We start from the raw sequence: 21,076 nt of genomic DNA, 5'->3' as shown, positions 1-21,076 counted from the left end.
GGGGATTTTAGAATGAATACATTACAACAATGGCGCGACCACTTTGACGCACTCGGTGCCTATGAGGAAGCAGTCGCTTTACTCTACTGGGACATGCGGACATACATGCCGGAACAATCGGCAGCGAACCGTTCGAAATCACTCGGTTTCTTATCGACGGAAAGTTTCCGTCGCCGGACAGGCACACAGTATCAGTCGCTGTTAGAAGCGATGGGGCAAGAATCGTTGACGGGACTCGATGCGATTTCGTACGAAAAGGCGAAACAGGCATTTGACCGGGACTCAAAAATTCCGGAAGCGGAATATCAAGCCTTTGTGACATTGATTTCGGAAGCGGAAAGTGTTTGGGAAAAAGCGAAGGATGCCAATGACTGGGCGATATTCGAACCATTCTTAGAAAAAATCGTCGCGACAGAGCGGAAATTCGTCGAGTACTGGGGATACGACAATCACCCATACGATGCATTGCTCCATGACTATGAGCCAGGAATGACGGTCGCTCAGCTCGATCCATTGTTCGCGGAGCTCCGTCAAGCAATCATCACGTTGCTCGCCGATCTTGATGGAAAAACATTCCCGAAACTCGATTGGTCAGCAGACCGGGAGACACAAATCAAACTCAATCACGAGTGGTTGCATGATATCGGTTATGATTTTACAGCCGGTCGCTTGGACGAGACGGTCCACCCGTTCCAAACGACAATCAACCGCAAAGATGCCCGTGTCACGACGAAATATGATGAAGCGGATTACCGGAACTCTGTTTTCGGGACGATGCACGAAGCCGGTCACGCGACGTACGAACAGGGTATCGATCCGGAACTCGACTCGCTTGGTCTTGGTGAAGGGGCGTCGATGGGGATTCATGAATCACAATCGTTATTCTTTGAGAACTTCATCGGACGCAACCGTGGTTTCCTCGAAGCACGTTATACAGGGTTGCAAGCTGCGATTCCTTCATTGACGGACGTTCCATTCGAAACATTTTATGCTGCCGTTAATGAAGTCAAACCATCGTTGATCCGGATCGAGGCGGACGAACTGACATACGCGATGCATATCATCATCCGCTACGAACTTGAAAAACGTCTCATCACAGGTGAACTCGAAGTCAAGGCACTGCCAGAGGAATGGAACCGCCTCTACAAAGAATACCTTGGAGTCGATGTCCCATCGAACGCACAAGGTGTCTTACAAGACGTTCACTGGTCAGGTGGTTCGTTCGGTTACTTCCCGAGCTATGCGCTCGGACTCGTCTACAGTGCCCAGTTGAACGAAGCGATGCGTCGGGATGTTAAAGACATCGACGAACTGATTGCAAGCGGTTCGTTTACACCGATCAAAAATTGGTTAAAGGAAAATATCCATCAACACGGAAAAGCGAAGACGCCGGCCGAATTGATTGAAGCAGCGACCGGACAATCGATTACGGTCCAGCCGTTGATTGATTACTTGACGAAGAAATATACACGCGTCGTCGAAACGCTGTGATGCAATGGTTTGCCCACCGCGGCGCAAGTGACGCGTTTCCGGAAAATACGCTCGAGGCGTTCGAAGCAGCTTTACCGGACGTCGATGGCATCGAATTCGATGTCCATTTCTCAAAAGACGGCGTCGGAATCGTCATTCATGACGAAACGGTCGACCGGACGACGGACGGAACAGGGCGCGTCGTTGATCTTACGCTTGCAGAACTCAAACAATTGAATGCGGGAGCGCGCTTTAAAGATACGGGACCGCAGCGTGCGATGATTCCGACACTTGACGAAGTCTTAGAGCTCGTGGCGCCAACGCAAATCGTCCTCAACATCGAACTGAAGACGGATACGATCCGTTATGAAGGTCTCGAGGCCTACGTCGTCGAACGGTGCCGTGCCCATCAGCTTGCACCAGATCGATTAATCTTCAGTTCCTTCAATCATTACTCGATTGATACGATTCGTCAGCTTGATCCGTCGCTCGAGACAGCACTGCTCTATCCGTATCCCTTGTTTCACCCGGAGCAACAAGCGAAGCAGCTCGGGGCGAAGGGCATTCATCCGGATTATCGTCGCGTGACGGCAGAAGACGTCGCACTGGCTCACGCAGCAGGAATTTCCGTCCGTGTCTATACTCCGAAATCGGCAGAGGATGTCAGATGGATGGAGGCAATCGGCATTGATGCCGTCATCGTCAATGATCCAAAAGGATTCAAAGCGCGCCTGTCGATCGACTAAGGAGGAAGCGTCATGCGGAAGGGGTATGTGTTGACAATCATAGCTTCACTGATTGCGCTTGGCATCGGTCTCGAGATTGGTTTTCAAAAAATACCACAACCGCAACCGAAACAAGTTGCACAGTCAGCGACACGACCGGATGACTTCCAAGCAGGACTTCAAGACGCAAAAACCGAATTAGAGACCGTACAACGTTTTTCTTTAAAGAGTACGATTGAACATGACCTGAAAAGCGAGACGTGGATTTATGCGACACCGACACCGGAACGTATTGCCGTCGACTGGTACTACGTCGCAAGCTATCCGGAACAACGTGTCCAGATGACCCGAAATGATGTCGCGCGCATCATTGAATACGATCGGTATCTCGTCGTCATCCGTTCGATTTACGGGGTCGTCGACGATAGCGAACTCGAACAATTCGCGCTGCGTGTTTCGGGGTATTTCATGACTAGGCAACAACAAAAGGAGGATGACAATGTCAGGTAAAATCATTCTATTGATTGGTGGATCGGGCAGCGGGAAGTCGTCCTTAATCAAACGATTACGACACGAGTATGAACATGTCCGGTTCATTCCCTCCGTGACGACACGACCGAAACGCCCGACCGAACAAGACGGGGAAAGTTATCATTTCGTCGACGTGAAAACGTTCCAACAATTGATTCAAGAGACGGGGTTCATCGAGTACGCCCATGTCCACCGGGCGTGGTACGGAACACCCCGACAAGCGTATGAGGACGTCCTGACGACGAACGGAATCGTCATCAAAGACATCGATCCGAAAGGTGCGGCAGCATTCAAGGAATTGTTCGAAGACCGTGTCATCACGATTTTCGTGTCCGTTCCACCTGATCTGATGAAAGAACGTCTGTTGATGCGCGGGGATACACCGGAGTTCGAGGCACGGCTCATCGATTACTCGGAAGCTTGGAAAGACCGGGACCACTATGACTATATGATTGAAAACATTGATTTTGAACAGGCCTACGCGGAGTTACTCGGGATCATCTCGGAGTATATCCCAGGACAGCCATCATCGTAAAAAAGCAGGGAGGCACGGGCTTCCCTGCTTTTTACTTTGTCTAATCTCAGGACTAGCCATGCAAGGGAGGAAACAGGATGGACCGGGAAGAGATCAAACAAAACATCGGCTGGTTAAGGAGTGCGACACGCATCGAGCCATTGACGATTGGTTATTCGTCTTACCCGAAATTCTACGTCATCAACGGGCAAAGGGAGTACGTGTTACAGCTCATGGATGGAACACGGTTCGCTTGGCAACGGGAGTTGGCGGAAAACGTCCAAACGATGAGTGCAGACGGACTGCCGGTCGTGCCTTTTGTTGAGGTGGGACGGCTCTCAGCACATTCAGCTTACAGCATCAGACCGTATTTTAGGGGAAACGATGCAAGGACGGAGCTCGCGACGGCAGACGAGGCGACAGCGTACAAGCTAGGTATCGAGGCGGGACGGGTACTGGCAGCGCTCCACGGATATGTTGCACCTGCTTCGGTCGCACCTTGGGCAGAGCGGTGCCAAGCAAAACATGAGCGGTACGTCACCGGCTACAGGAGCAGCGGAGTGGAGTTTGAACAGGCGGAACAAATCAATGCATGGGTCGAGCAACAGATACCGCGACTCGCCAATCGTCCGAACCGATTTCAACATGATGACTTTCATCCAGGCAACCTGATCGTCCGGGACGGATCACTTGTAGGTGTGATTGATTTTGATCAAGCGGATTATGGTGACCCGTGGCATGATTTCGTCAAGCTCGGGTTGTTTACTGTCGAGCAGAGCATTCCGTTCGCACGGGGGCAGCTCAGAGGCTATTTTGACGGCCCAGTCCCGGATGTGTTTTGGGATGTCTACGGTGTCTATATGGCGATGGCCCTGTTCTCAGCCCTCGTCTGGACGGTTCGGAATCATACGGAGGAAGTCGCTGAGATGACCAATCGCCTGACGCGTATTCTTGCGGCGCACGACAACTTCTCGCGACGGATTCCGGTATGGTATACGGGCTGAGCGGAGTGATAGTGAGGACAACAGTAGTTAAACCAAACAAAAAGCCGAGTGATGGATGTGACAAACAATCTACATCAGCGGCTTTTTGGATTGTTTAAAAAGATTGACGCTCTAGTCTAGATTCATCTGATGACTCTCTTCATACGGGGTACGGGAGACGGATTGTGACAGTCTGGTCACCTGTTGCGCAAGAAACCCGTCGAACGGAAACCGTCCCTCGGTCACGCGTTTAATCAAGTCCGTCAAGGCAGCTTCCGCTTGTTCAATCAGTCGGGCAGGATAGGCGGACGTCCGTTGATTGACGAGGAACTCGTTCCGGTCGACGACCTGCCAGGTACCTGCTTGATTGCGGACATAATCGAGGTCGAGGTCGACGAAGGAAAGGGTATCCCCGTCGAGCCGTGGGGGCAGGCAGACGTTGCAGTGATAGGAGGCACCGTGTGCATCGAAGTCGATATTGACCGTGAACGGCGCATTCAGGGGATAATACTCAAGCGACTGTGTCGCGTAGGTAAAGGTCTGTCCCCGTGTGTGATGGACCAGTCTTCTGCCCACTTGTCCATGGACGAGCACGTAGTCGTCTGTTTTTACGAGCATGTTGCCAGTCCACTCGTAATGGGGGCGGTCGGGATACTTATAGGCAATGATCGTCAGGACTGACGGTTGTGCCTCTGCTGGTCGTTTCATGAACAAGCTCCTTTCGCGCTAAAAGAGGAAGAGAAGGAATCATTGAACGGTTAAGCGGGCAGCCGGTTATGTCTCGGACACGTCATGTAAATGGTCGCGGTAATAACGGAGGGCTTGTCTGTAAGTATGGACGTCGGAGTCCGGCGTCATCGTCGTGATGACGTCAAGTAACTGTTGCATCGCTTCCTCATGCTGCTTGAGATTAAACAATGTCAAGGCTAAAAACGTCTTCAATCCCGTGCTGTCGGGGAAACGTGCTAAGCCTTCCGTAAAGGTGTCATGCGCAGCAGCGTATTGTCCGAGCGCCCGGTATGTACTGCCGAGCCCGATGAAGGCGTCCGTCAAAAACCGTGTGTCGAGGCCGTTTGCGATCGCAAACTCATAATGCGGAACGGCAGCCTGCTCCTCGCCGAGGTTATCGAAGCACCAGGCCATCTGGAAATGGTAGTAAGGGTTCGTACGATCGGTTTCTAACAGCTCACGCATCATCTGTTTTGCTTGCTCGTATTGTTTCGACTGACGGAGCGCCGTCACCTGCTCTAAAGTAGCATGCGTCATCTCATCATCCTCCAATTCGGTTGCTGGTACAAAAACCCCTCCAGCTCAGTCAGCTAGAGGGGGAAATGTTAATCCTGTTGCTCGAGTTTCGTCAAGAGTGTCCGGAACGTATCAAGTTCTGCATCCGAAAACGTGGAGAAAACGTCCGACAGGTACTCCATCTTCATCGCTTCAAGTTTTCCGTAGAGTTCGATCCCGTCCGGTGTTGCCCGGAGCTCGACGACACGGCGGTCGAGTTCACTGCGTTCGCGTGAAATCAAGCCTTTTTTTGTCAATTCGTCAGCAAGTGCGGTAATCATACTTGCAGAGAACTGGAATTCATTCGACAGGGCGGATGCGATTTGTGGACTTTGCCCGCAAAGCGACTTCAAAATGAAGAATTCATTCCGTGTCAAATAGGTCGTGAACATGCTGCGAACATCTTTTTTGATGGCGCGGTAGTTCATGCGGAGTCCTTTTTCTGTATCGACGATCAATTGATCGCGTTGTGCTACTTCGATTGTCGTTGCCATGTTTAGCTTCACTCTTTCCATACGATAGTTTCGTTACCCGCCATTTAGTATAGTGAAAAATTTTAGTTTAATCAATATTTTTCTCTTGAATCATCTCATCATGCGACGGCTGAACTTTTGTAATGATTTCCGTGACGTTCCGAAGTTCCGGATAGAAACGACGGAAAAAGTAATCGATCCGGTGTGTGTCGTTCCCGGCAATCGTCACGGCCATGCAGATGTAGGCGATACCGATGCCTTGGCGCGGCAAAAAAGGATTCGGCATGACTTGAGCGCATTTTAAGGCGAGTGTGCTGTGACTCGAGACGGCATCGATCAGTTCACCGTAATTGCGGATGTCGACGTAATGGAACATCCGGATCAACTCATTAATCAGTTGCTGGTCGGAATCGAGCATCATTTGTGACGTGACGAGTCGCTTGTCGAGCTCGCTGATGACAGGGGAGTGGTCAATGAAATAGTTTAAGTTATCGGACGTGATCCGGACTTTATACGGGTCCGATAAAATCTGTTGGACGGTCTCATCCTCGAATTGTTTGAGTTGCTTTTTGATGTTGACGAATTCTTGATCGGCAATCTCAAGCAGTCCGGCGACGCGGCTGAAACTGCGCCGGACTTCTGCCGGGACGCTGTTCGGATTTTTATACCCTAAGTCATGTTCAATCTCTGCCCAGGCGTGTTGCAAAATCGAACGGATTTGAATTTCTGCCGTATGCGACTTGAAACGGCCGTATTCACTTAAGGCCAGGCGTTGCTCACTCAGGGCGGCGACGAAGTGGACGGACAAGTAGCCGAACTCCGTCGTATCGAGCAACGTCGATTTATCGACCGATTGATCACGGTCGATCGAGAATTCATTTTCAATGATACGGGCAGCTTCCCGAACGTCGTCGTGGAAATAGGTGACGATCCGGATTCCCGTCAAATCATGGACGTCCTTGAGCGATCGGTATTTGTTCGGTTGCCGTAAGACTTTTTGGTAGAGGCTTTCCGAATCTTTCGTCCGTGAGACGATCGAATGGTATTTGATTCCGGCCGCGTCGAGCAGCTCGGATAATAGAATTTTTAGTTTATCTGCGAATGCGTCATAATCTTCCTTATCATTGACGTATTCGAGCATCATCGTATTCAAGTCTTGTGCGTGCAAGCGAATCACCTTCCTCATCGTGGTATTATCTAGCTGTATTGTATCATTCGTATTCCGTAGACGCACGAAATGACCTTGTTTCAAGCGGGACCAATCGTGGGAAAAGAACAGTAGAACATGCTTAGGAGGGGTGCACAAGATGGAAATACTAGACGCGCGTGCGTTACCAGCGGATCACTCGGACATACTTCATGTCTCGCCATCTTCGATTTACTTCAGACGAAAAGTCAACGCCGAACAGTACCATATCAGCCGGTTTGACCTCGAAGATCAAGAACAAGTTGATTTGTCGCAAGACGTTTTGACGGATCACGGACCGACCCGTCCGTTCGTCAAACACCAGAAAGTCTATTGCTTGAACGAACACGACCGGGCGAACGGGGGAGCGACGGAGTTATTGACGATTGATCTCTTATCCGGGAAGACGGAACAGGTCGCGACGTTCAACGTCCCGGGTGATTTGTCACTGTACTGGGTCCTCAATGAACGCTACATGGTACTGCTCCACGTCGACCGTGTGACGTCTGCCTTTTTATATGACACGAAGACGAAGCAGCAACACTTGATCCATGATCAACGGCTGTACGGGATGACGGAAAATTACCGGGAACTGTACTTTTTCCTCGTCACACTCCAAGACGTCGATTATATCGTCTGCAACACGCGCCTCGACGAATTTTCCTTTTATGATGCCCTCGAAAGCGGCTTGATTTCTCCGGAAGATCCAATTGATCACTCGGAAGGGTTATTAATCGCTTCACTTGAGACGATCGTTTCGGAAATCGAACTAGGGACAGAAGTCCTGTCCTTCAAGACACTCTTACGCCTTGACGGGGAAGGGGATACGGTGCAGTACCTCGGGGAACAAGCCGGGTTTTTGATTTTCAGTGCCTATACGGACCGTTTGAACGAAGAAGTGTTTTATCAAATCCGTGACGAAACGGACGTGACGGAGCTTGAACGGATCCGCTGGAGTGATTATGAAGCATTTGATTTTACGTATGATGACGTCGAATCGACGATCTTTATCGTCAACGACCGGTCGGAGCAACACCATGAAGTGATTAATTTACGGACGGGAGCCCGTTTTTTAGACCGGGATCCGTTCGAACGCGTCTTGCGTGATCGCTTTTATGTACATGAAACGATCGGAGAAGATGCCGAGCCGATGGTGACGATTTTTGACGCCGAGCGGTATGTCCGGCACCGGTTCGATGATGCCTATTACATGATTGTCTCCGGCGAGTTGGTCATTTTATCCGTCAACCAACTGTAAAGCGAACAGCGAACAAACGAAGAAAACACACTGTTAATAGAAGTGTGTTTTCTAAAATAACGGACTATTTATTTCATTTACCGTAATTACTTATTAAATTTTTGATACAAAAAACGAACGATACCTCAAAATACGTCGCATTGACAATAAAAAAGTACCCCTTTCTAGTAGATATCACTAGAAAAGGGCAGACAATGTTATGCTTATGCTGCATCAGTCGTACGTGTGAAAACATCGACTTGGATGTTTCCAGCTGTCGCACGTGAGTAAGGGCAAACTGTGTGTGCGATTTTTGCAAGTTCGGCAGCTTGTTCTTCCGATACACCACGGACGAGAACATCAAGTTCAACAGATAAAGCAAATCCGTCTGCTGCTTCGTTCAACGTAACGTGTGCCGTTACTTCGCTTCCATCATGTTTGATGCCTTGTTTACGTGCAACAAGATTTAATGCAGAATCAAAGCAAGCAGAGTATCCAGCAGCAAACAATTGCTCCGGATTTGTCGCTGATTTTTTAGATCCTGGGACTGGCATTGCGAGAGCGACGTCTAAAACGCCATCTTCTGAAACGACGCGTCCGTCGCGTCCTCCGACTGCTGTAGCTGATGATGTGAACATTGGTTTCATAATCAATAACTCCCTTTCGTTGATTCCTTATTATTAAGTAGCTTACAATTAGATTGTATACAATTTAAAAAAGAAAGCAAGTACTTTGCTCCCGAGGAGGACTATCATGTCAAACCCATTATCGTTAGATGAACAACTTTGTTTTCCCTTTTATTCGATTTCGCGGGAAATCACGAGACGATATCGTCCGTTGCTCGAACCACTTGGACTGACGTATCCGCAATATTTAGTCATGCTCGTTTTATGGGAAGAAGATCAACAATCCTTGAAAGCCGTCGGTGAACGGTTGCATTTGGATTCGGGGACGCTAACCCCGTTATTGAAAAAGCTCGAAGCATCAGAGTTAATTCGACGCGTCCGCAATAAGAAAGATGAACGACATATCCAAATCACGTTGACAGACAAAGGGCATATGTTGCGCGAGCAAGCGGAACAAGTTCCGCTCGCCTTAAAAGAGACACTCGGCGTGTCGGAGGAGGATTTAGAACGTGTCAAACAAACGTTAAATCAATTGGTTATAAAAATGAACGGAACTGAATGATTCAGTTCCGTTCATGTTCGTTATTTACGGCGGAAACCTTCTTCTTCAAGATAGTTTGCCGCTTCTTTGTATGAATTGAAGGCACCATCGAGCAGGTCGCCTGCATAGACGAGCCATGTATCGAGGTCTTCATTCAAAAGTGTGAGTTCGAACTGGTTATCGTTGACCCACGTTTCTTCGAGCGTTTCGACCGTCTCGACCGTCGATAACGATTTGATTGCATCTTCAAGCAAAAGAATCAAGGCAGGAGCAGAAAACTCACGGATGTTGACGAGTCCTTTGTTATCGACTTCGTAGCCCGGTAATCCGGCGGCATAGACGAATCCGTTCCCGTTCGGATGAAGGTGATAGACGACGATTTTTTTCTCAAACTGACTTTCAGGAAAGTGGAAATTGACACGGTTCAGTGAAACATCTTTTCGGACGAGTTGTGGAAACGACTCAATGATGTTTAATTTTTCTTCAAATGTTAGCATGGTACCTCCTAGAATTACATTTCTACTCTTCTATATATGCGATGATTTCGGGTCAAATGTCAATGTTCGATTTAAGCCGAGTGAAACTTATTGACGATGGACTCCGTAGTTTTAAGAGAAAGGAAGTGGGAACAGATGCAATCTTCAACCTTAGAAAGTGGCTGGCAACGGTTATCACTCGACTCCGTCAAAGTCGAACGGCAATATGTGGCGATACGGTTTAGTTTGTATGCGCTTTTGATTGCCGTCATGACAACCGTCCAAATTGTGTGGCTCGACTTATCTCCGTGGTGGATGTGGATCGTGACAGGACTCGTGACCGCGTTATTCATCTTAAAGTTTTATTACATACCGCGTCTGCGTTACGACTATTTCCGTTATCAGGTCGATGAAGAATTTTTAGGCGTCAAGTCAGGCGTCATCTTCCGTAAAATCGAAATCATACCACTCGTCAAAGTTCAGTTCATCGATACATCGACCGGTCCCTTGTTACGTCGCGCCGGCTTGATGAACATCAAAGTCAATACGGCATCCGGATTTGCGGAAATCCAGCGTCTCGAGGAACGACGCACACTCGAATTAAGACGCCATATCGAACGCTTCGCGAAACTCGAGGAGCAAGAGGAGGAATCCTTATGACACGTCGCGTCCACCCGTTATTCATCTTGATGTCGACGCTGACGCATCTCCGGTCGACGGTCATCCCGCTCGCTTTTTTATTGTTCAATGATTTAAAGAACGATGGATTCGGTTGGTATACAATCATCGGCTTTAGTGTTTTTTGTCTCGTTCTTCTCATTTCTGGAATCACTTCTTGGTATTTTTATACGTTTACGATTGATGACCAAGCGATTCGTGTTAACAAAGGCGTCTTCCGTAAAAGTGAACGGACGACACAACGGCGGCGGATTGAATCCGTCGGCATCAACCAAAACCTGCTCGAGCGTCTGCTCGGTTTAGCGACGCTGTCCGTCGAAACGTCTTCTGAAGGCGGTGAACCGGAAGTCGAATTAAAAGGTGTCCGGCTCGCGTTCGCTACTTCCTTGAAGTCGACGATTAAAGAAGAGGACGAACAGATAGAACAAACAGAGACGACGGACTCGTTTCGTGTCAGCTTGTCCGACCTGTTTTTTGCCGGCGCCTTGTCCGGTCGTCTCGGACTGGCGCTAGTCGGTTTCTTTGCAGGGTATCAACTGATTGATCAATATATCGAAAAGTATGTTGATCGTGTCTTTAATGAATTGGCGCATTTATCACTCATCCTCCTGATTGGAATCGGATTGCTTGTCTTGCTCCTCGCCTACATCGGATCGATTGTCGTCTACGTCGTTCGTTACGGTTCGTTCGAAGCGACACTTAAAGATGAACGGCTGACCATCCGTTACGGATTAGTGAACCGGACGGAAGTCATCTTTCACCAGGATAAGGTCCAAGCCTTATTCATCGAGGAAAACTGGATCAAACGACGGTTCAAGCGTGCCCACCTGTCACTCAACGTCATATCGGCGAACGGGAAGGAAGAGCAGATGTTGTTCCACCCCTTCATCCGGGAATCGGAAATCGACGCCTTCCTCGACCGGTTTCTGCCGCGCTTCAAACGTGTCAAACCGATGCATCATGCGACCGACCGCGGATTCTTCTATGTCATCCGTTGGCGGCTCGTCCGGTATATTGTCTTGTTTTCAGCAGTCAATGCCGGACTCGTCTATTTTTTGACGAGCCCGCTTAAATGGATCGGCATGCTGTTGTACCTGGTTTTACCGCTCTATTACGTTGTTGCCCGGACGGGGTACCGCAATACGTGTTACGGGTTCGAACAGGAGTTGTTCGTCTTACGTCGCCAACTCGTCAACCGGGAAACGATTTATGCACCGCGTTTAAAAATCGAGGCTTTGTCGGGGCACGTCTCCCGTTTTCTCGAACAAAAGGACTTGCTGAAGTTTGAAATCAATCTGCGTGGTAAAGGACATTTGAACGCAGGTTATTTTACACATAAGCAATTTGAGGACGTCCGGACCTGGTACCAACGCTCTTTTCTGAAAACAGACCGTGCAGAAGCAGGGGACATACGGTATGATAACGAATAACGCGTTATATAGGAAAAGAGAGGAGTTCATGTTGTGCGAAAAGGACTAGCAATCGTACTCGCGATACTACTCGTATTCATCGGATTAATCAGTTTTGATGGATACCGCATTCAAAAAACATTAGTCGGCGAGTCGGAAGCGTCACCGATTCTTGCGGGTAAACCGGCTGATGAATCAAGTGACGCCGTGACCAAGGCAACTGAATGGTCTGCTGCCCAACCGTTCGAACAGAAGACGTTCGAGACGGATGGACGCGTTCATCACGCAGACTATCTACCTGCAACAGAATCAACAAACAAATCGGTCATTCTCGTCCCGGACGAGGAACAAGCGACGCCGGACGGAGTTGCACCACTCGTGCAGCTGTATCATGAACAATTCGGCTACAATGTCTTAGTCGTCGAACGACGGGGGCAGCCTGAAAACGGTGGGAAAAAGAATTACGGCTGGCTCGATCGGCTTGATTTGATTGAATGGACGAAACGACTTCTCGAGGAAACAGGGGACGAGAGTCACATCGCCTATCACGGGCTTGGTGTCGGCGGGTCGACCGCATTACTCGCAGCTGGAGAAGAAATGTTACCGACACAAGTCAAAGTCGTCATCTCTGAAGGTGCCTACGCCCGATTTGATGACTGGCTCAATCATTTAGCGGATCTACAGATCAGTTATCCTGCAGGACCGTCACTCGCAATGGCGAGCACGTTCAATAAATTCGAACAGGACTTCTTTTACGGTGACGTGTCAGTGACACGACAAACGAGCAAAATCATGATTCCGACGCTGTTCATCCATGGGACGGACGATCAACTCATGCCATCGCGGATGGTTTATGAACTGTATCAAGCAAAACCTGGATTGAAGCAGTTGTATCCGGTCCGAGGAGCGGGTCATGGTCAAACGTATCTCGAAGATCAAGTCAACTATCAAAAACGCTTAAAATTATTCATCCAGCCATTCATGACAACGAATTAAGCCGCATCCCTCACGTCACTACAGCCGTAGTCGAAGTGAGGGACTTTTTTTTGGATTAATGAAAGGGAAAATGTTCCAAATGACAGCAGGTGTGGTATTCTCGATAGAACAGACAGAATAGGGGGAGTCAGGCATGTTTAGCTGGGTCGGAAGTGAAGAAGCGTATGTCGATCAAATCGACATACGGCAGGTGGGTCCGGTCGTTCTCGGACGGTTCGGTGGCTGCTCGACGGCGGGTCAAACAAAAAACGAAGATGGTTGTCTCGTCATGACGGGGAAGGACTGGGAGTTGACCGTCTTACTCGATGCCCATAATTCGGCAGAAAGTGCCGAACTCGTGGCGGAGCAATTTTTGACGTATCAAGAGCGGTTGCATCAGCAACTCGAACAAGCAGCCGAGTCAGTCCTTCCGACGTTCGAACACATCATCCTCGAACTGTTGACGGAAGACACATTTCGCGCACGATGCGAGACGTGTCGGGGGGAGACGGCTTGTTTAGTCGTCGTCCGGAAAGGAAACTATGTTTTTTGGTTGTCGGTTGGAGATTGCATCGCGCATCTGTTTCATCCGGAGCTTGCCGGGTTAGGTCAACACAGTCTCAATCAACGGCAATTCTTTGAATGGATCGGACAAGTCAATACGTTTGCGTTACCTGTCCCGTGTTATACCCGCGGCATCCGTGAACTGCGTCAGGGACACAACCGGATCTTTTTGACGACGGACGGACTCGTCGAATGTCCCGGTGAACCGTTCAGCGATGCGACGGACATCGGTCGCGCGTTTCGCGATACGGAGGCGCAGGATGCCGTTTTGACCTTGTTGACGACGATCAAGCACCATGCTGTCCGGGACAGTACGACGATCTTGACGTGGTCGATCGATGTTACAGGTGACGTGACACAACCGAGTAATGCTTAGGCATGAACAATTACGTTCGAAAGGAATGAATACAAATGGGTTTTTACATCATGTTGCTGTCATTCATACTAGGAATCTACTTGACAATTTTCAGCATTTCGCGCAGGAAACGGAAGCGTTCCTACATATTGTTTCTCGTCCCGGGGATCCTCCTGGTCATCTTTGCCGTGTATCTCGCAAGACCGCATTAAAAAAAGGGAGATGGATTTCCGGGGCGAACACCAGAGAACCGTCTTCCTTGTTTTTTGTTAATCGAGAGACGTGCTCCCGTTTGAGTCAACACCGCTTAGGGGGTTTGCTCATCATGCGGTTCGATTTGTTCCGTTTCGACAGGTGGATCCAGTTCATCTGCTTCGTTCGTCAAAGGAAACGCGATCCCGGCACTGGTCAATAGCGTGATGAGTGCGGCATTCGTTAGTGTTTGGCGCATCGTTGCTCACTCCTTCTTTTGTTATCCTACGAAATTGAAAAAAGAAAAGTTACACTTTTTGATTATTCTGAACATTTAAGTGGGATTCGTCAAGTAATCGTCATCTTCACCTAAGTATTTTTCCCGATAAACCGTTATACTTAAACATGGAAAAGAGGGATGTCGCTTGAAATTAACGAAAGCTAACACACGCATTTTTGAATCATTGTTACCCCGTTTGAACGTTAACGCGGAAGAACCGGAGCGAACGGACATCGAACGTCAACTGCAGGCTGATTTGTATGAAGCGCAGCGGCAACAACGACCGTTCGAAGAAGTCCATGGGCAAACACCGGAAGCGCGACTCGACACGATGATCGCAGCGATTCCGGAACAGCGTCGTGCTGAGACACAAAAACGCTGGACACGGAACTATGTCTCAAGCATCTTGATGTATATTTTCATCGAGGGAATCGATGGCGTCTTTCAGTTCGCACTCGCCGACTATTTGTTGTTCTCGATCATCGCCTTGTTCTTGATTGACGCGATGTCGATCTTAATCACGTCACCGAAAATACGTGACGTCAAAGGACGTATCTGGGGACAGTTCATCATCAGTTTCGTTTTATTTGCAACGTATAAAGCGGTCTTGATTACATTCGTCCCGAATCCCGATGTCATCTTCCAAGTCAGCGGGACACCCTCTTACATCATCGGAGTCGGTGGTCTGATTGCGTTATACCTCTACTGGTCGAAGAACCCGCTACGAAAACGCGCCTAAACGAATCGAGAGAGGAGTGGACGGATCATGGAATTTACGCACTGGAAAAGACGCTTACAGGATCACTTCGAACGAATGGGCTTTAACTTACGGATTGAACGCCTGGCCATGCAAGACATCATTAAGCTCGAGGCGACTCACGGAGCCTTTTTGTTTTTCCCCGTGACGATCAACTTATATGAACGGATGGGCTGGAAAATGATTGCGATTGAATCGCACCATCCGGATACGGTCGAGGATGCGTTCGCCGAAGCACAAATCGAATCGTTGTTCCAACTGACGATGGTGACATTCGAAGAAGAAGAGCGTGAGTTTTTACTCGGCTTCTATAGCAATACCGGTCGTTATTTGACAGACCGTCAATCTCCGACGGGGCAGTTGCTCGCGGCAATCGAACGGGAGTGGTATGACGGAGAAACGATCCGGATTGAAACGTTCGAGGAATTTCCTGGACTGTTCGTGGCACCACCGTTCGCACACCAAGCGTACGCATTCGCCGCAGCGGAAGGCAAATGGCACATGTTCGTCGGGCGGACGGGACGCCCGGCGAACGATTACCGGTTCGATGGAGCAGTCCTGATGCCGCACCGGATTGCCGATAATGAACTGTTCACGATGACGCCGCTTGCGGTTGCGATTGATGATACGGCAGGATTGCGCGACCAATTGCATGAGGAACGGTCAGAAATCAAACGATTCCACACACAAGCGATGGAGACGATTCGTGACTACGATCCGTCGTTCGGCTTCGCTTGGCGCGGGACGGTCACATTCTTTCATGGCATTCCCGTCGACCCTTTTGCACAGCGGTTATGGCTGGAAGACGGACAAAAACGGTTCCGGATCATGCAAAAAGCATCCCAACGGATTTTAGCACTCGGCGACACGTGTACCGAAGCGATTCATGCGCTTGACGAGGCCGTCAGCGCCGGTGAAACGGACGGGACACCCGTCAGTGCTGTCGGACAACTCATCCTCGGGATTTGGCAACAGTTTGAGTCCGATGAACGGACCTACTTGACAGAGGTCGTCTGTACCGGGATTTCACGGACACAGGCGGAGAACCGGATCCGGCATGGCTTAGCGCGCCAAGAGGCAGTCAATTGGATTGAACGTGCACAAAACGGACGTGACCACTTCCAGTTCGCAGGACTATCCATTACATTACCGCACCGCCCACCCGGAACGATCGAGATTAGACGAGAAGAGGAACAACGATGAACGTCAGCTACACTCGCGAAACTGTCTGATACGACTTCACGCATCAGACAGTTGACGGACCACTTCGATGTCTGGTGTATTCGTCAGCAGGAACAAACGTTGGTAGAAAACAAGTAAATTCTATTGAATGAGGATCGAACCCCCGATGTCTTCGCCCTGCGAAAAAACGTCGGGGGTTTTTTCGCATAAGTTAACAGTTCAATCGATTCTGGCGCCTGTCAAGGCGAAAAAGTTCGTAAAAAATAACGGAGATAACAGGAGAAACAAATGGAGTCATACCGATTTGATCAGATTTGTGTATTGTTTGATTTAGGCGAACGGACAGAAGACCCACGCCCCCTTTCCGGCGGTTTCATCCATGACATGTATGGACTGAGGACGACAAAAGGACATTATGCTGTAAAATGCTTGAATCCGCAGATTATGAGACGACCTGACGCGTTTGCGAACTTCAAAAACGCGGAAGATTTTGCATTGCTTGTAGGTCGGCACCTTTCCGCTCTTCCGGCAAAACGGATACGGGGGGAAGCGGTGCAACAGATAGCTGACGAGTACTTTCTTATTTTTGACTGGGTCGACGGCAACCTGCTTTCCTTGAAGGAGATCCAGCCATCCCATTGTAATACCATCGGGACCTATCTCGCAGGCTTACACCAACTTGATGCTGGCATGGTCCCCGCAGTGGTTGGAACGATTAGCCACGAATGGACAACTCATCTCATAAGAGGCCAAGCAATCGACGCCGAGTGGAGTGTTGCCCTAAGCGAAATCACCGAGGCGTTAAAAGTGTGGAACGAGCGAGCAGTGCGAGCAGAAGCGTTCCTATCCAACGCTTGGGTCATGAGTCACCGCGACTTGGATCCTAAAAATGTCTTATGGACGAAAAACGACCTGGTCGTCATTGACTGGGAATCGGCGGGTCCGATTCATCCTGTCCTTGATGTCCTTGAGACGGCGCTTTACTGGTCAGAGGATGAGACGGGGCATCTGAACAAGCAGAAGTTTCAAGCATTTTTTAGTGGTTACACAACGAAAAATAACCTAGGGGATGCGAAATGGTCGGCTGTAATCGCCTGTAGCTATTCGAGCAAACTTGATTGGCTCGCTTATAATATCAGCCGGACATTCAGTGCGGATAAAACGGAGCGACGAATCGGTACAGAACAGGTGAAACAGACGATCCTCGACTTAAAACGCCACACGGACCGGATGGAGACGCTGAAAGGCTGGCTGACTTAAACGTCGCAACAACATCCATCTGGGATAGGACTCTTACGTCTGAACAAAGTACCGGACATCCCGTCCAACATCCATCACAGGACCGATGATCCCGCTTTTTTCACGGAATCATCGGTCCTTTTTAACTTTAAAGACCAAGCGAGGCAATCAGCTTTCGAATCCGTTCTTCCGATTGTTTCGGCGTCAGAATCAGGAGTTGATCGCCACCAATCAATCGTGTCTGACCGCGGGGGGTAATGATGGCATCGTCACGAATGACGGCGACGACGAGCAGATCCTGCGGCATCTCAATCTCTTGCAATGTTTTCCCGTCAATCCGACAGAACGACGGGACACTGACCTCGACGATTTCAGCATTCGGATTTGCGACCGTCATGAATTGAATCAACGGCTCAATCCCGATCGTTGGTTTCACTTCGAGCTTCATGACACGGACAATCCACGGTAAGGCCGTTCCCTGCAGTAAAGCCGATGTCATGACAGTGAAGAAGACGATGTTGAACAAGAGATAGGAGTTCGCAAGTCCGCTCGAAAGCGGATAGGTCGCAAGGATGATTGGTACGGCGCCGCGTAGTCCGGCAGCCGTGATGACACTTTGCTCCCGGTAATTGTAGTGAAAGGGAAGAAGTGAGATGAAAACAGCGAGTGGTCGTGCGACGAGAATCAGCGTCACGACGATGATGCCTGAAATGAGCAGCATCTGCGGATCGAGCAGTTGGCGCGGGAAGACGAGCAGTCCGAGCATGATGAACATCCCGACTTCTGCCAGATGCGACAAGCTGCCGCTGAAACGAATCAAGATGTCGCGGTAAATCATGTCGTGGTTACTGATCCAAATGCCTGTCACGTAGACGGCGAGGAAGCCACTCGCATGGATACTCGTCGCGATCCCGTAAGACAGTAAGGCGCCGCTGATCAAGAGTGTCGGATACAGGGCCGATGCTTGAAGCTGAATCCGGTTCATCAATTGTGTCAAGAACCAGCCGATACAGAGACCGACGAGTAAACCGATTCCCATTTCGTAGAATAAAGACAGGACGCCACTGATAATCGAGAAACTTTCCGGATCGAGCGCAAGTTCTGTAAAGAGAATCGTCAAAAAGACAGCCATCGGATCATTTGTTCCGGACTCCGCTTCCAGTGTATGTTTGACCTTCTCATCGACAGGACGTCCGCTCAGTAAGGAAAAGACAGCCGCTGCATCGGTCGAGCCGACGAGGGCGCCGACGAGTAACGCCATCGGCCAGCTGAAATCAAGAATGAAGTGGGCGACGAGTGCAATCAAGCCAGTCGTGATGACGACGCCGACCGTCGCAAGCGAAAGGGCAGCAGGGAGGACTTGCCTGAAATCGCCCCATTTCGTGTTGAGACCGCCATCGAACAAAATGATGACGAGGGCGATTGTTCCGAATAGACGCGCTTGTTCAAAGTCAGAAAAAGCAATCCATCCTGCGACATCCGTTCCTGCAAGAATGCCGACGAACACGAATAAAATCAAGGTCGGGACGTTGAGACGAAAGGAGAACTTGGTCGTGATGATTGCGAGTAGTAACAAAATACCGGCAAGTAGTAAGACGGTTCCTTCATGCACATGCATACCTCCTCGAATCGGGGCAGGGTTCTCTTCTGTTACGTTTAGTATACGCTATTCACCTCTTTTGCAGGCGGAGAAGTCTTTTTTTGAAATGATGTGTATAAATCGACGGAAAAAGGAAAACACTCAATATATATGCATGTAAACGAAGAAAGCGTAATTAGAGGAGGAAAATGGAAATGAACATATGTATCGTGACAGGCGCAAACTCGGGGATGGGAATGGTGACAATCCAAGCGTTGCTTGAACGGGGGGACCGCGTCATTGCGACCGTCCGCTCAGAGAAGAAAGCAACACTGCTCGTCCAAATGTTACGTGAACATGGGGTGTCGCATACGAATCTTGAAATCGAAATCGTTCAACTTGACCAACTGGAATCCGTCCGCCGGTTTGCAGACCACTTGTTTGAGCAGATTGGTCGCATCGATCGCCTGATTTTAAATGCCGGGGTCATGGTCCCGCCGTATCATTTGACGAAAGACGGCTTCGAATCCCAGTTCCAAGTCAACTACCTGAGTCACTTCTATTTGATTGAACGCTTGCTGCCGCTCCTTCAACACGGAAACGATCCACGGGTCATCTCGATTTCATCGCTCGCCGGGGAAGGTGGACTCGTCCGAACAGATATCGAACTGGAATCGATTGCCCATGTTAAAAAAGAACAATACAACCCGATGCGGTCGTACCGCGAATCGAAATTGCTACAGATGGTCCACATGCGTGAACTCGCGGACAAGTATGGGGACGATGTGACATTCGTCAGCGTCCATCCCGGCATCGTCAATACCGACTTGTTCTATCGTGGCAAGTACGGCAAAGCGATGAAGGTGCTTTTAAAGCCGATCGCTCAAATCGGTTACTGGACCGGGAAACTGTATACGCCGGAGTACGGGGCGAAAACCGCACTGTACCTCGCGACGACGAATGACCGGCTCGACAATGGCGGCTATTACGCCGATTCCGCACCACGTCTCAGTAACCCGGTCGTCGAGGATACGCGCTACCGTGAAGATGCGCGCCGTCTATCGAAAAAATGGGTCGGACTCGACTGAAGACAAAAAAAGGCCTACCGGCTCGTGGGAAGCCGGTAGATCCACGTTGTGAAGACTGGGGGTCTGATCACACTTTTAGAATACGATATTTAAAAATAAAATTGTAGAATATGAAAAAAATCACAAAATGATGCGTTTTTATGATTTTTTTTTAGCGATGCGAGCAAAACGGTTTTCTTCTGGTGCAGTTTTCGTTAGGATAAAGAAGAATTTTTGCTTACAGGAGGTACAACATGATACGACTAGCTACATCACAAGACGTTCGAAACATCGCAACACTACTCGAGCACAAGGCGCTCGCACTCCAAGCGACGGGCAGCACACAGTGGTCTGCTTACCTTGAACAAGACATCGAAACACTCGTCCAAGAGGATCTTGATGCCGGAAGACTGTTTGTTTTTGAAGAAAACGACCAGTTGCTCGGTTCCGTTGCCCTGCTTCCTTCGATGGAATGGGATCGCTCGTTATGGGCAGATACAGAAGGTCTTTATATCCACCGGATTGTCGTCAGTGATTTGGCGAAAGGACGCCGCGTCGGAAAACAACTTCTTGATTATGTAATCGAGTTGACGGATTACGAAGGGGAAACACTTCGCCTCGACTGCGTGGCGTCAAATGCATTTTTAAACAACTATTATACGTCGGTCGGTTTTACGTACCAAGGAACATATGACGGATTTTCGACATATGAGTACGAACGAATCGAAGCGACGGCATAATCGGTCATTTGTT

At 49.3% G+C, this 21,076-nt stretch carries 24 protein-coding genes; 16 read left to right on the top strand and 8 right to left on the bottom strand.

Features of this window, described 5'->3' with window-relative positions:
- Positions 1 to 12 precede the first annotated feature (12 nt).
- The 5 genes from KNP94_RS04730 to KNP94_RS04710 all read left to right on the top strand — a co-directional run bounded on the left by KNP94_RS04730 (position 13) and on the right by KNP94_RS04710 (position 4,244).
- Positions 13 to 1,491, top strand: a complete 1,479-nt coding sequence (locus KNP94_RS04730) for a carboxypeptidase M32 (protein ID WP_215115353.1) — start codon at positions 13 to 15, stop codon at positions 1,489 to 1,491.
- Positions 1,491 to 2,216: a glycerophosphodiester phosphodiesterase gene (locus KNP94_RS04725; RefSeq protein ID WP_251132568.1), complete on the top strand. Its 726-nt coding sequence runs from the start codon at positions 1,491 to 1,493 to the stop codon at positions 2,214 to 2,216. The genes KNP94_RS04730 and KNP94_RS04725 overlap by 1 nt, the downstream gene beginning before the upstream one ends.
- 12 nt (positions 2,217 to 2,228) lie before the next feature.
- On the top strand, positions 2,229 to 2,705 hold the full coding sequence (locus KNP94_RS04720) for a hypothetical protein (RefSeq protein ID WP_215115351.1): 477 nt from the start codon (positions 2,229 to 2,231) through the stop codon (positions 2,703 to 2,705).
- Entirely contained in the window at positions 2,695 to 3,261 is a 567-nt protein-coding gene (locus KNP94_RS04715) for a guanylate kinase (RefSeq protein WP_088837202.1), read from the top strand. The genes KNP94_RS04720 and KNP94_RS04715 overlap by 11 nt, the downstream gene beginning before the upstream one ends.
- A 77-nt stretch (positions 3,262 to 3,338) precedes the next feature.
- On the top strand, positions 3,339 to 4,244 hold the full coding sequence (locus KNP94_RS04710) for an aminoglycoside phosphotransferase family protein (protein ID WP_215115350.1): 906 nt from the start codon (positions 3,339 to 3,341) through the stop codon (positions 4,242 to 4,244).
- Between the two features lie 111 nt (positions 4,245 to 4,355).
- On the opposite strand, the gene KNP94_RS04705 is transcribed toward KNP94_RS04710, so the two are convergent.
- From KNP94_RS04705 to KNP94_RS04690, 4 genes are all read right to left on the bottom strand, one after another.
- The gene (locus KNP94_RS04705; protein WP_215115349.1) at positions 4,356 to 4,931 is read right to left on the bottom strand and encodes a DUF402 domain-containing protein; all 576 of its coding nucleotides are present in this window, start codon (positions 4,929 to 4,931) and stop codon (positions 4,356 to 4,358) included.
- A 66-nt stretch (positions 4,932 to 4,997) separates the two neighbouring features.
- Complete coding sequence (locus KNP94_RS04700) at positions 4,998 to 5,489, bottom strand: tetratricopeptide repeat protein (protein WP_215115348.1); 492 nt, start codon at positions 5,487 to 5,489, stop codon at positions 4,998 to 5,000.
- 68 nt (positions 5,490 to 5,557) lie between these two features.
- Positions 5,558 to 6,001 carry a MarR family winged helix-turn-helix transcriptional regulator gene (locus KNP94_RS04695; RefSeq protein ID WP_215115347.1) on the bottom strand — a complete coding sequence of 148 codons (444 nt, stop codon included), beginning with the start codon at positions 5,999 to 6,001 and terminating at the stop codon, positions 5,558 to 5,560.
- A 67-nt stretch (positions 6,002 to 6,068) separates the two neighbouring features.
- The gene (locus tag KNP94_RS04690; protein ID WP_235195154.1) at positions 6,069 to 7,157 is read right to left on the bottom strand and encodes a GTP pyrophosphokinase; all 1,089 of its coding nucleotides are present in this window, start codon (positions 7,155 to 7,157) and stop codon (positions 6,069 to 6,071) included.
- Positions 7,158 to 7,287: 130 nt separating this feature from the next.
- Between KNP94_RS04690 and KNP94_RS04685 the strand changes: the two genes are divergently transcribed.
- On the top strand, positions 7,288 to 8,424 hold the full coding sequence (locus KNP94_RS04685) for a Six-bladed beta-propeller, TolB-like protein (protein WP_215115346.1): 1,137 nt from the start codon (positions 7,288 to 7,290) through the stop codon (positions 8,422 to 8,424).
- A gap of 203 nt (positions 8,425 to 8,627) precedes the next feature.
- Here KNP94_RS04685 and KNP94_RS04680 read toward each other — a convergent pair whose 3' ends face one another.
- Entirely contained in the window at positions 8,628 to 9,050 is a 423-nt protein-coding gene (locus KNP94_RS04680) for an organic hydroperoxide resistance protein (protein WP_029330285.1), read from the bottom strand.
- 103 nt (positions 9,051 to 9,153) lie between these two features.
- Between KNP94_RS04680 and KNP94_RS04675 the strand changes: the two genes are divergently transcribed.
- Entirely contained in the window at positions 9,154 to 9,591 is a 438-nt protein-coding gene (locus KNP94_RS04675) for a MarR family winged helix-turn-helix transcriptional regulator (RefSeq protein WP_353048600.1), read from the top strand.
- A 20-nt stretch (positions 9,592 to 9,611) separates the two neighbouring features.
- Here KNP94_RS04675 and KNP94_RS04670 read toward each other — a convergent pair whose 3' ends face one another.
- Entirely contained in the window at positions 9,612 to 10,067 is a 456-nt protein-coding gene (locus KNP94_RS04670; RefSeq protein WP_029330281.1) for a hypothetical protein, read from the bottom strand.
- Between the two features lie 135 nt (positions 10,068 to 10,202).
- On the opposite strand from KNP94_RS04670, the gene KNP94_RS04665 reads away from it, so the two are divergent.
- The 4 genes from KNP94_RS04665 (at position 10,203) to KNP94_RS04650 (ending at position 14,048) form a co-directional block, all read left to right on the top strand.
- Positions 10,203 to 10,706 (top strand): PH domain-containing protein, encoded by a 504-nt coding sequence (locus KNP94_RS04665; protein ID WP_215115345.1) that lies wholly within the window; start codon positions 10,203 to 10,205, stop codon positions 10,704 to 10,706.
- Entirely contained in the window at positions 10,703 to 12,154 is a 1,452-nt protein-coding gene (locus KNP94_RS04660) for a PH domain-containing protein (protein ID WP_215115344.1), read from the top strand. The genes KNP94_RS04665 and KNP94_RS04660 overlap by 4 nt, the downstream gene beginning before the upstream one ends.
- A gap of 33 nt (positions 12,155 to 12,187) precedes the next feature.
- Positions 12,188 to 13,129 carry an alpha/beta hydrolase gene (locus KNP94_RS04655; RefSeq protein ID WP_214891850.1) on the top strand — a complete coding sequence of 314 codons (942 nt, stop codon included), beginning with the start codon at positions 12,188 to 12,190 and terminating at the stop codon, positions 13,127 to 13,129.
- Between the two features lie 133 nt (positions 13,130 to 13,262).
- Positions 13,263 to 14,048, top strand: a complete 786-nt coding sequence (locus tag KNP94_RS04650) for a PP2C family serine/threonine-protein phosphatase (protein ID WP_215115343.1) — start codon at positions 13,263 to 13,265, stop codon at positions 14,046 to 14,048.
- Between the two features lie 286 nt (positions 14,049 to 14,334).
- Here the strand turns inward: KNP94_RS04650 and KNP94_RS04645 are convergent, their stop codons facing one another.
- Entirely contained in the window at positions 14,335 to 14,478 is a 144-nt protein-coding gene (locus KNP94_RS04645; protein ID WP_215115342.1) for a hypothetical protein, read from the bottom strand.
- A gap of 166 nt (positions 14,479 to 14,644) precedes the next feature.
- Between KNP94_RS04645 and KNP94_RS04640 the strand changes: the two genes are divergently transcribed.
- The 3 genes from KNP94_RS04640 (at position 14,645) to KNP94_RS04630 (ending at position 17,698) form a co-directional block, all read left to right on the top strand.
- Positions 14,645 to 15,238 carry a hypothetical protein gene (locus KNP94_RS04640; RefSeq protein ID WP_214804522.1) on the top strand — a complete coding sequence of 198 codons (594 nt, stop codon included), beginning with the start codon at positions 14,645 to 14,647 and terminating at the stop codon, positions 15,236 to 15,238.
- A 27-nt stretch (positions 15,239 to 15,265) separates the two neighbouring features.
- Positions 15,266 to 16,459 carry a hypothetical protein gene (locus tag KNP94_RS04635; protein WP_214811966.1) on the top strand — a complete coding sequence of 398 codons (1,194 nt, stop codon included), beginning with the start codon at positions 15,266 to 15,268 and terminating at the stop codon, positions 16,457 to 16,459.
- Positions 16,460 to 16,726: 267 nt separating this feature from the next.
- A complete protein-coding gene (locus KNP94_RS04630; protein WP_214811969.1) occupies positions 16,727 to 17,698 on the top strand; it encodes a phosphotransferase in 972 nt (323 codons plus the stop codon).
- A 127-nt stretch (positions 17,699 to 17,825) separates the two neighbouring features.
- On the opposite strand, the gene KNP94_RS04625 is transcribed toward KNP94_RS04630, so the two are convergent.
- Complete coding sequence (locus KNP94_RS04625) at positions 17,826 to 19,295, bottom strand: potassium/proton antiporter (protein WP_239456722.1); 1,470 nt, start codon at positions 19,293 to 19,295, stop codon at positions 17,826 to 17,828.
- Positions 19,296 to 19,471: 176 nt separating this feature from the next.
- Here KNP94_RS04625 and KNP94_RS04620 point away from each other — a divergent pair, with 176 nt between their 5' ends.
- On the top strand, positions 19,472 to 20,344 hold the full coding sequence (locus KNP94_RS04620; protein WP_088837187.1) for an SDR family NAD(P)-dependent oxidoreductase: 873 nt from the start codon (positions 19,472 to 19,474) through the stop codon (positions 20,342 to 20,344).
- Between the two features lie 233 nt (positions 20,345 to 20,577).
- On the top strand, positions 20,578 to 21,063 hold the full coding sequence (locus KNP94_RS04615) for a GNAT family N-acetyltransferase (protein WP_215115341.1): 486 nt from the start codon (positions 20,578 to 20,580) through the stop codon (positions 21,061 to 21,063).
- Positions 21,064 to 21,076 lie beyond the last annotated feature (13 nt).

The organism is Exiguobacterium sp. s80 (genome assembly GCF_018618725.1).
Classification (GTDB): Bacteria; Bacillota; Bacilli; order Exiguobacteriales; family Exiguobacteriaceae; genus Exiguobacterium_A; species Exiguobacterium_A oxidotolerans.
This window is presented reverse-complemented; position numbering and strand designations above follow the sequence as displayed.